General features: G+C 61.2%; 8 protein-coding genes. All 8 read left to right on the top strand.

All coding sequences use genetic code 11. From position 1 onward, the window contains the following. Positions 1-12: 12 nt before the first annotated feature. From M5B44_RS00840 to pseI, 8 genes are read left to right on the top strand one after another with little or no spacing between them, the layout of a single operon-like run. Positions 13-750, top strand: a complete 738-nt coding sequence (locus tag M5B44_RS00840) for a cephalosporin hydroxylase family protein (RefSeq protein ID WP_248737966.1) — start codon at positions 13-15, stop codon at positions 748-750. Between the two features lie 54 nt (positions 751-804). Continuing rightward, positions 805-3720 carry a glycosyltransferase family 2 protein gene (locus M5B44_RS00835; RefSeq protein WP_248737965.1) on the top strand — a complete coding sequence of 972 codons (2916 nt, stop codon included), beginning with the start codon at positions 805-807 and terminating at the stop codon, positions 3718-3720. 22 nt (positions 3721-3742) lie between these two features. Further along, a complete protein-coding gene (gene pseB, locus M5B44_RS00830; RefSeq protein WP_248737964.1) occupies positions 3743-4744 on the top strand; it encodes a UDP-N-acetylglucosamine 4,6-dehydratase (inverting) in 1002 nt (333 codons plus the stop codon). Beyond that, positions 4741-5898, top strand: a complete 1158-nt coding sequence (pseC, locus tag M5B44_RS00825; RefSeq protein WP_248737963.1) for a UDP-4-amino-4,6-dideoxy-N-acetyl-beta-L-altrosamine transaminase — start codon at positions 4741-4743, stop codon at positions 5896-5898. The genes pseB and pseC overlap by 4 nt, the downstream gene beginning before the upstream one ends. A gap of 31 nt (positions 5899-5929) precedes the next feature. Continuing rightward, positions 5930-6550, top strand: a complete 621-nt coding sequence (locus tag M5B44_RS00820) for a pseudaminic acid biosynthesis-associated methylase (RefSeq protein WP_248737962.1) — start codon at positions 5930-5932, stop codon at positions 6548-6550. Continuing rightward, positions 6547-7242 carry a pseudaminic acid cytidylyltransferase gene (gene pseF / locus M5B44_RS00815; protein ID WP_248737961.1) on the top strand — a complete coding sequence of 232 codons (696 nt, stop codon included), beginning with the start codon at positions 6547-6549 and terminating at the stop codon, positions 7240-7242. The genes M5B44_RS00820 and pseF overlap by 4 nt, the downstream gene beginning before the upstream one ends. Beyond that, a complete protein-coding gene (pseG, locus tag M5B44_RS00810; RefSeq protein ID WP_248737960.1) occupies positions 7239-8741 on the top strand; it encodes a UDP-2,4-diacetamido-2,4,6-trideoxy-beta-L-altropyranose hydrolase in 1503 nt (500 codons plus the stop codon). The genes pseF and pseG overlap by 4 nt, the downstream gene beginning before the upstream one ends. Then, entirely contained in the window at positions 8738-9790 is a 1053-nt protein-coding gene (gene pseI / locus M5B44_RS00805; protein WP_248737959.1) for a pseudaminic acid synthase, read from the top strand. The genes pseG and pseI overlap by 4 nt, the downstream gene beginning before the upstream one ends. The last annotated feature ends 1 nt before the right edge of the window (position 9791 follow it).

Below are 9791 nucleotides of genomic sequence, written 5' to 3'. Positions count from 1 at the left end.
GAGATTTTGAAAATGACCGACAACAGCATCAACAAAGCTTTCGAAGCCGAATGCCGCGAGCAGATCGCCCAGCAGGGTGACGACCAGAAACTCACCGGTCTGGCCCGTGACTTCTTCAACGAATCGGCCAAGCACAAGTACAGCTACCACTTCTCGTGGATGGGCCGTCCGATCATCCAGTTGCCGCAAGACATGATGGCGATGCAGGAAATCATCTGGCAGGTGAAACCGGATCTGGTCATCGAGTGCGGCATCGCCCACGGCGGTTCGATCATCTACTACGCATCCCTGCTGGAACTGCAAGGTCACGGCGAAGTGCTGGGCATCGACCTCGACATCCGCGCCCACAACCGTGAAGCCATCGAAAGCCACCCGATGAGCAAGCGCATCAAGATGATCGAAGGTTCGAGCATCGACCCGGCCATCGCCGCTCAGGTGCGTGCTGCCGCCGAAGGCAAGAAGGTCATTCTGGTACTCGACTCCAACCACACCCACGACCACGTGCTTGAAGAGCTGCGTCTCTACGCACCACTGGTTTCGGTGGGCAGCTACTGCGTGGTGATGGACACCGTGGTTGAAGACATGCCGGCCGATTTCTTCCCGGATCGTCCATGGGGCCCGGGCGACAACCCGAAGACCGCCGTGTGGAAATACCTGGAAGAGAACAAGGATTTCGAAATCGACGTTCAGCTGCAGAACAAGCTGCTGATCACCGTGGCGCCGGACGGCTACCTGCGTCGCGTTCGTTAATTCGCAAATCAACAGAGCGTCATTTTGGCAAATTGCCGGTTGTGGGGAGAGGTTATGCAAGGCAAGTACAGTTCTGAACAAGCGCTGCCGCTCAATGAGCTGTTGACCGTGGTGCTGATTACTCACAATCGTCCGGCGTTTCTGCGCCGGGCGGTGAAGTATTACAGCAGCTTGCCCTGCAAGATCATGGTGCTGGACTCGACGGTCGAGCGTCCGGACGGGGATTTTTCCACCGTTGATTATCATCACGTGCCGCAGTTCGCCTATTGGGGCATGCAGGCCAAGCTGGCCTACGGTGTAGAACGACTGACAACACCGTATATGGTGCTGGCCGCCGATGACGACTTCATCCTGCACGATTCGCTGACCGAGTCCGTGAGCTTCCTGCAAGCGAACCAGGACTATGGCATGTGCCACGGCTATTGCCTGATGTACCTGACGCTCACCAACGGTGTGAACTACTACCGTCGCGACAAGAAAGTCCAGGAAGACTACGCGTCCGAACGGGCTCAGGATCGAGTGATCGATTACATGAGCCAGTACATCCCGCCGTTCTACGCGGTGACCCGTACCGACCTGATGCAGACCTGGCATTCGGCATTGCCGGCCGGCACCAATTTCCAATGGCAGGAAATCGGCCACGTGTATTTCCTGCTGGCCAGCGCCAAGGCGCGGATCCTGCCGATTCCATACGTGGTGCGCGAGATCAACTATCAAGTCTCCGAGCACAATACCGATGTGTTCCATTCGTTGACTCACGTCGATGCCAAATCGGTCGCCGAGCGGGAGGCTTTTGCCGAATTTCTCACCGGGTTGCCGTGTGCTATCGACGGCCTCGACGCCAAGCAAGGCAAAGCGTTTGCCCTTGAAAGTTTCGAGGCCATGGCCGACAGCCTGCGCAGTGGTCGTGCACTGACCGCGGAGCTGATATTCGAGTCGACCTGGAACCAGGAACTGAAAGCGCCGGACCGTCGTTTCGGACCGCTGCAATACGTCGAAATGCCGTTCTACAACAAAGCGTTTTTCGACCGTCTGGAACAGTTCGAATTCATGCTCCACGCCAGACCTGCCGGACGCGTTCAGCTGGACGGGCTGGAAGGTGTCTGGACCCGCCAGGCGCACCTGCTGCAGGCGCGCAATAACGATACCGCAGAAAGTGTGGTCGACCGTTTGTGGCAAGCCCATGACCTCAATGCGTTCAACCAGACTGTCGTCAAGCGCCTGTCGGCGCAGTTGCAGACACTGGGTCAGGACGAAGCGGCGCAGACCATGAACGACTGGATCGCTCGTCTCGAGGCGTTTGCCGACGATGACCAGCAGGCCATGTTTGACAAGACGAAGTCCGGGCGCCTGCTCAAGTGGCTGGCTGCGCGCGAGCCCTCTGCCGAGCAACTGCAAGCGATTGCCGGTCATCTGGCGGTCAACGGCGGCGGTCCGCAGTTCGGCATTTTCCTGCTGGATCTGGATAACGACATCGACAAGCTGCAAGCCTCGCTCGACAGCCTGCTTGAAGGTCACTGCAAAGCGTTCAGGATTGTAGTGTTCACCACCGGTGAGGCTCCGAGCGCGACCACAGCGCAGAACACCCTGCACTTTGTCCGGGTGACCCAGAGCAATTTTGTCGACAAGCTCAACCAGAGTGCCCAGCAGTCTCAGTGCGATTGGCTGTTGCTGGCTCAGGCCGGCGACCAGTTCACCGCCAGTGGCTTGTTGCGCGCCAGCCTGGAACTGATGAACGCGACCCATGTCCGTGCCGTTGCCACCGACGAGATCCAGCGCCAGGACAGCGGTGCGCTGGTTGATGTGTTCCGTCCCGGCTTCAATCTCGATCTGTTGCAAAGCGTACCGTCGTTGATGGCGCGCCACTGGCTGATCCGGCGTGACGTTCTGCTCGAGTCGGGTGGCTATCAGGCGGACTTCAACAAGGCGCTGGAACTGGACTTGTTGCTGCGCATCATTGAACAGGGTGGCCTGGACGGCCTGGCGCATCTTGACGAGCCGTTGCTGATCACTCAGGCCGCGGCACCGGAAGAAAACGCCCACGAGCGCCAGGCGCTGCTGCGTCATCTGGGTAATCGCGGTTACAAGGCCAAGGTCAATTCGACGCTGCCGGGGACCTGGCAGATTGACTACCGTCATGCCGAGCAACCGCTGGTTTCGATCATTGTGCCGACCATCAATGATGTGCCTGCGCTGCAACGCTGCCTGGAAAGTGTGGTGCTCAAAACCCGCTACAGCCGTTTTGAAGTGCTGGTGGCGGCCAATCCGAACGAGTCGGCCGAGGTCAACGATTGGCTGGGTTCACTGCGATCCCCCAAGGTGCGCGTGCTATATGCCGATCAGCCATTGAACGACGCAGCGCTTATCAACGCGGCCAGTGAGCAGGCGCAAGGCGAGTACCTGGTGCTGCTGGCGGCTGACAGTGAGGTGGTCAATCCGAACTGGATCGACTTGCTGCTCAACCACGCCTTGCGTCCGGAAGTGGGCGTCGTCGGCGCCAAACTGGTGAGCCGCGACGGGAAGATCGCTCAGGCGGGTCTGATCCTCGGCCTCAACGATGGCGTCGACTCGCCCTTCGTCGGCGAGAAGCACAACGCCGAGGGCTACATGCAGCGGCTTGCCGTCGAGCAGAATTACTCGGCCGTGTCCAAAGTGTGCCTGATGGTCGGTCGGGAGCTGTTCAATGCACTGGGCGGTCTCGACGAGGTGACCTTTGCCGACGGCTTCAGCGATGTTGATCTGTGCCTGAAGGCCGGTCAGGTCGGCTACCTCACCGTCTGGACCCCACTGGTTCAGGTGCTGCATACCGGTGAGCTGCCGCAGGCACCGCAAGCGCTGGCGGCATTGCGCGAGAAATGGAGCGCGGCCTTCGCGCAAGACCCAGCCTACAACGCCAACCTGGCCCTGACCGGCAAAGGTTTCACGCTGGGTGAGAGTGCCTCGATCAATTGGGCGCAGTTGCTCGCTTGAGCTCGCCGCACAGGACTACGACATGTTCAACGGTAAATCGATTTTCATCTCAGGCGGCACCGGCTCCTTCGGGCGCAAGTTCATTGCGCGCCTGCTCGAGCAATACCAGCCCAAGCGCGTGGTGGTGTTCTCCCGGGATGAACTCAAGCAATACGAAATGCAGCAGACGTTCAACGCGTCGTGCATGCGTTACTTCCTGGGTGACGTGCGCGACGCCGAGCGTCTGCGCCAGGCCATGCGCGGCATCGATTACGTGGTGCATGCCGCGGCGTTGAAGCAGGTGCCGGCGGCGGAATACAACCCGACTGAATGCATCCGTACCAACGTCAATGGCGCGGAGAACATCATCGCCGCTGCCATCGACAACGGCGTGAAGAAAGTTGTCGCACTGTCCACCGACAAGGCCGCGAGCCCGATCAACCTGTACGGCGCCACCAAGTTGCTGTCGGACAAGTTGTTCGTCGCCGCCAACAACATTGCCGGTGAGCAACAGACGCGTTTTGCCGTGGTGCGCTACGGCAACGTGGCGGGTTCGCGAGGGTCCGTGGTGCCGTTCTTCAGCAAGCTGATTGCCGATGGCGCGACCGAACTGCCGATCACCGACGAGCGCATGACCCGTTTCTGGATCACCCTCGATCACGGCGTGCAATTCGTCCTCGACAGTTTTGCGCGGATGCACGGCGGAGAAGTGTTCGTGCCGAAGATCCCGTCGATTCGTGTAGTCGATCTGGCCCGCGGCATGGCCGAACATCTGCCGCACAAGAACGTCGGTATCCGTCCAGGCGAGAAGCTGCACGAACTGATGGTGCCGCTGGACGATGCGCGGATGACCCTGGAGTTCGAAGATCACTATACGATCCAGCCTTCGATCCGCTTCACCAGCGTCGATGTCGATTTTGCCGTCGATAAACTCGGCGAGCACGGGCGGCCGGTGGGCGAGGACTTTGAGTACCGCTCCGACACCAACCCGCACTTTCTTTCGGTGGGGCAGATCGCCGACCTGCACGCGAAGCTGTCGGTATGATTCCCTACGGTCGGCAAAGCCTCGACCAGGCGGACATCGACGCGGTGGTCGAGGTGTTGCAGTCCGACTGGCTGACTCAGGGGCCGACCATCGAGCGCTTCGAGCAGGCGATGGCCGAGCGTTGCCAGGCGGATTTCGCGGTCGCGGTGTGCAACGCCACGGCGGCGCTGCACATTGCCTGCCTGGCCGCAGGACTGGGAGCGGGCGACCGCTTGTGGACCACGCCGAACACCTTTCTCGCGTCGGCCAACTGCGGCCGTTACTGTGGCGCCGACGTTGATTTCGTGGACATCGATCCGCTGACCTGGAACCTCGATGCCGAAGTTCTGGCCAGCAAACTCGATGCTGCCGAGCGCGACGGCACCTTGCCCAAAGTGTTGGTGGCGGTGGCGTTCTCCGGGCAGAGCTGCGACATGCGGCGCATTGCCGAACTGGCCGAGCGCTACAACTTCACCGTGATCGAAGATGCCTCCCATGCAGTTGGCGCCAGCTACGCCGGGCGTCCGGTGGGTTGTGGCGAATTCGCGGCGATGACGGTGTTCAGCTTCCACCCGGTAAAGATCATCACCAGCGGCGAAGGCGGCATGGTGCTGACCAATCGCCCGGAACTGGCCGAGCGTCTGCAACGCCTGCGCAGCCACGGCATGACCCGCGATCCGCAGCAGATGACCGAACCCAGCCACGGGCCGTGGTATTACCAGCAGGTCGAGCTGGGTTTCAATTATCGGATCACCGATCTGCAAGCGGCGCTGGGCCTGTCACAGCTGGGCAAACTGGACGACTTCATCGCCCGTCGCCGGGAACTGGCCGCACGCTACGACCGTTTGCTGGCGTACTTGCCGGTTACCGTGCCGGGCATCCAGCCGGACGTCGCATCGGCCTGGCACCTTTACGTGGTGCGCTTGCAGACCGATCGCATCAGCCTCAGCCACCGTCAGGTGTTCGAAGGCTTGCGCGCGGCCGGTATCGGCGTGAACCTGCACTACATTCCAGTGCACCTGCAGCCTTACTATCGTGAACTGGGTTTCGCCGAGGGAGACTTTCCCGAAGCCGAGCGTTACTACGCCGAAGCGATCAGCCTGCCGCTGTTTCCGTTGCTGAGCGATCAGCAACAGGATTACGTGGTCGAGCAATTGCGTCGATTGACTGAATGAGTGCCGCTGCGGCGGTGGATGGAAAACGGCAATGCGTGATCTGAGCGAACAGGAACAATTCTGGCAGGGCGAATTCGGTAACCAGTACGTCGATCGCAACGTCGGGCAACCGCTGGTGGCGGCCAACCTGGCGTTGTTCGCCAAGGCGCTGACCCGGGCCGGGCGGATCGACAGTCTGCTGGAGCTGGGCACCAACGCCGGCAACAACTTGCAGGCGTTGCGTCAGTTGTTGCCGCGCTGCGAGCTGTTCGGTGTCGAAATCAACGCCAGCGCCTGTACCCAGGCCCGGGCGCTGGACATTGCGCAGATCTGGCACGGATCGCTGTTCGACTTTCCCCGTGAACGCCAATACGACCTGACGCTCAGCAAAGGCGTGCTGATTCATCTGGCGCCGGAGCTGTTGCCGACCGCTTATGCGCAGTTGTACGAACTGAGCCAGCGCTACATTCTGATCGCCGAATACTACAATCCCTCACCGGTGGAAGTGTCCTATCGCGGCAACAGCGGCAAGCTGTTCAAGCGTGATTTCGCCGGGGAAATGCTCGATCGCTATCCGGATCTGCAACTGCTGGATTACGGCTTCGGTTATCACCGTGATCCACAATTTCCGCTGGATGACGTCACCTGGTTCCTGCTGGAAAAACGCCCTTGAGCAACGTCGCAATCATCCCGGCCCGCGGCGGAAGCAAACGCATTCCGCGCAAGAATCTCAAACCGTTCGACGGTGTGCCGATGATTGCCCGTTCGATTCGCACGGCACTGGATTCGGGGTTGTTCGACCAGGTGGTGGTCAGCACCGATGACAAGGAGATTGCCGAGCTGGCGCAGGCTCATGGTGCGCAAGTGCCGTTCTTGCGCCCGGCGGATCTGGCCGATGACTTCACCGGCACCGCAGCGGTGATCGTGCATGCCTTGCAGCAATTGCCGCACTTTGATTACGCCTGTTGCGTGTACGCCACGGCGCCGTTGTTGCAGGCGCGCTTCCTGCGTCAGGGGCTCGAGTTGCTGGAGCAGCATCCCGACAAGTCCTTTGCTTTTACGGTCACCGATTTCGGCTTTCCGGTACAGCGTGCCTTGACCCTGGACGGGCAGGGCGCGCTGACGGCGTTGTACCCCGAGTTTCGCAATACCCGTTCGCAGGATCTGCCCGCTGCCTTTCAGGATGCCGGCCAGTTCTACTGGGGGCGCAGCGAGGCCTGGTTGTGTGGCGAGATTCTTTATTCGCCGGCCAGCCTGCCGGTGATCCTGCCCCGGCATCTGGTGCAGGACATCGACACTGCCGAGGACTGGAAGCGCGCCGAGTACCTCTACGCGGCACTCAAGGCCGGCGGGGAGCTGCAATGAGAGTACTGATTCGCGCCGACGCCTCGCCGACCATTGGCAGCGGCCATATCGCCCGATGCCTGACGCTGGCGCGAGTGTTGCGCGCCCAGGGCAGTCATGTGGCATTTGCCTGTCGGCGCTTGCCGGGGCATCGTCTCGATGCGTTGCAGGCTGAAGGTTTCGAGACGTTCGCGTTGCCGGATCGCTACGCCGGTGAAGATCCGGAGCAGGCCATCGAGTCGATGCTGCCGTGGCAGGCGGATATCGATGCATTGGCGACGCAGCTGGAAGGGCAGGCCGAGTTCGACTGGGTCATCGCCGACCATTACGGCCTCGATCATCACTGGCAGACCGCTGCCCGGCGCTTCGCGCCACGGATCGCCGCCGTGGACGATCTGGCGACCCGTCGCTACAGCGTGGATCTGCTGCTCAATCAGAACCTCTCCGGCCTCAGTGAAAACTATCAGCCGCTGCTGCCGGCAGGCTGCCGGACGTTGCTCGGTCCGCGCTTTGCCATGTTGCGCGAAGAGTTCAGCGGCCCGGCCATCGGGATCAAACCCGTTGCGCGACGGGTGCTGGTGAATTTCGGCGGCTTCGACGCTGCCCGCCAGACCCATCACGCGATGCTGGCGCTGGCGGATTTTTCCGGGTTGGAAGTGGACTTTGTCGCGGGAGCCGACAACCCGGCATGGGCGGAAATGCAGGCACTGGCCGAATGTCGGCCGAACTGGCGCCTGCACAGTTTCGTCAGCGATTTTCATCGACGCATGACCGAAGTCGACCTGTTCATCGGCGCCGGTGGTGGCACCAGTTGGGAGCGCGCAGCCTTGGGCCTGCCGACGATCTGCATCGCGGTATCGAACAACCAGCAGAACAACGGCGAGGTGATGGCAGCGGCCGGGGCTCATGTGTTTATGGGCGCGCGGGAGCAGGTCAGTGTTGAGCAACTGCGTGATGCCATCGGTTTTGTCGTCGACAATTTTTACCTGCGCCAGAGCCTGGCCGAGCGTTCACGACAACTGGTCGACGGGCGTGGGGCGTTGCGGGTCGCCGCGGCATTGGCGGGTGCAGTGCTCAAGGTGCGTGAGGCAACACTGGACGATGCGCAGTTGCTGTTTGACGGGCGCAATGCCGAAGCGGTGCGTCGCTGGTCGCTGGAAAGCGGCGTGATCGAGTGGTCGCAGCATCTGAACTGGTTGAACGCCAGTCTGCGCAATCCTCAACGACTGTTGTTGATCGCCGAGGCCGATGACGGCCCGGTCGGGGTGTTGCGCTACGATCTTCGCGGTTTCGAGGCCGAGGTTTCGCTGTATCTGCTGGAGGGGCGTTTCGGTCTCGGCTGGGGCAGGGCGCTGCTGGCTCGAGGCGAGGCATTCGTCACTGCGCACAGGCCGCAACTGACCGCGATCAGCGCACAGGTCTTGCCGGCCAATCAGGCCTCATTGAATGTATTTCGTGACGCCGGGTTCACCCAAACTGCCTGCGCGTTTACCAGGGATTTGAAGGAACAGCGTTCATGAACAGTTTCAAGATTGGCGATCGCCTGATCGGTGCCGACGCACCGCCATTCATCATTGCTGAAATGAGCGGCAACCATAACCAGTCGCTGGACGTCGCCCTGCAGATTGTCGAGGCGGCGGCCAAGGCCGGTGCCCATGCCTTGAAGCTGCAAACCTACACCGCCGACACCATGACCCTGGATCTGGCTGAAGGTGAGTTCTTCATCAAGGATCCGAACAGTCTGTGGGCCGGCACGTCGCTGTACGATTTGTACGAAAAGGCCCACACGCCGTGGGAATGGCACGCGCCGATCTTCGCCCGGGCCAAGGAGCTGGGCATGCTCGCGTTTTCGACACCGTTCGATGACAGCGCCGTGGACTTTCTGGAAAGCCTCGACGTGCCGGCCTACAAGATCGCCAGCTTCGAAAACACGGATCTGCCGCTGATTCGTCGCGTCGCGGCGACTGGCAAACCAATGATCATTTCCACCGGCATGGCCAGCATCGCCGAGCTCGACGAAACCGTGCGTGCTGCCCGTGAAGCCGGGTGCAAGGATCTGGTGCTGCTCAAATGCACCAGTACCTACCCGGCGACACCGCTCAACAGCAACGTGCGCACCATACCGCATCTGCGTGAGCTGTTCGGCTGTCAGGTGGGGCTGTCCGATCATTCGATGGGTGTTGGTGTGTCGGTGGCGGCTGTGGCGCTCGGGGCTACGGTGGTTGAAAAGCACTTCACCCTTGACCGCGCGGCGGGCGGGGTGGACGCCAGTTTCTCGCTGGAGCCAGCGGAAATGGCCAGCCTGGTGGTCGAAACCGAGCGCGCCTGGCAGGCCATGGGGCAAGTACATTACGGCGTGACCGAGGCTGAGAAAAAGTCTCTGGTTTACCGTCGGTCGCTGTATGTCACGGCCGACATGGCGGCCGGTGAACCCTTCACGGCGGCCAATCTTCGCGCCATCCGTCCCGGTCTCGGTCTGCCGCCCAAGCACACCGACGCCGTCCTCGGCCGCCGCGCGCGCGCACCGATCAAACGTGGCACGCCGCTGGACTGGTCGCTGGTCGAATAAC

It is taken from the genome of Pseudomonas sp. MWU12-2029 (assembly GCF_023242425.1).
Taxonomy (GTDB): Bacteria; Pseudomonadota; Gammaproteobacteria; order Pseudomonadales; family Pseudomonadaceae; genus Aquipseudomonas; species Aquipseudomonas kribbensis.
Note: the sequence above shows the minus strand (reverse complement) of the source record. Positions and strands in the feature narration are given on the sequence as shown.

Excerpts from the sequence above, each read along its gene's own strand:
- M5B44_RS00840 (WP_248737966.1), top strand. The coding sequence starts at position 13 with ATGACCGACAACAGCATCAACAAAGCTTTCGAAGCCGAATGCCGCGAG.
- M5B44_RS00835 (WP_248737965.1), top strand. The coding sequence starts at position 805 with ATGCAAGGCAAGTACAGTTCTGAACAAGCGCTGCCGCTCAATGAGCTG.
- pseB (WP_248737964.1), top strand. The coding sequence starts at position 3,743 with ATGTTCAACGGTAAATCGATTTTCATCTCAGGCGGCACCGGCTCCTTC.
- pseC (WP_248737963.1), top strand. The coding sequence starts at position 4,741 with ATGATTCCCTACGGTCGGCAAAGCCTCGACCAGGCGGACATCGACGCG.
- M5B44_RS00820 (WP_248737962.1), top strand. The coding sequence starts at position 5,930 with ATGCGTGATCTGAGCGAACAGGAACAATTCTGGCAGGGCGAATTCGGT.
- pseG (WP_248737960.1), top strand. The coding sequence starts at position 7,239 with ATGAGAGTACTGATTCGCGCCGACGCCTCGCCGACCATTGGCAGCGGC.
- pseI (WP_248737959.1), top strand. The coding sequence starts at position 8,738 with ATGAACAGTTTCAAGATTGGCGATCGCCTGATCGGTGCCGACGCACCG.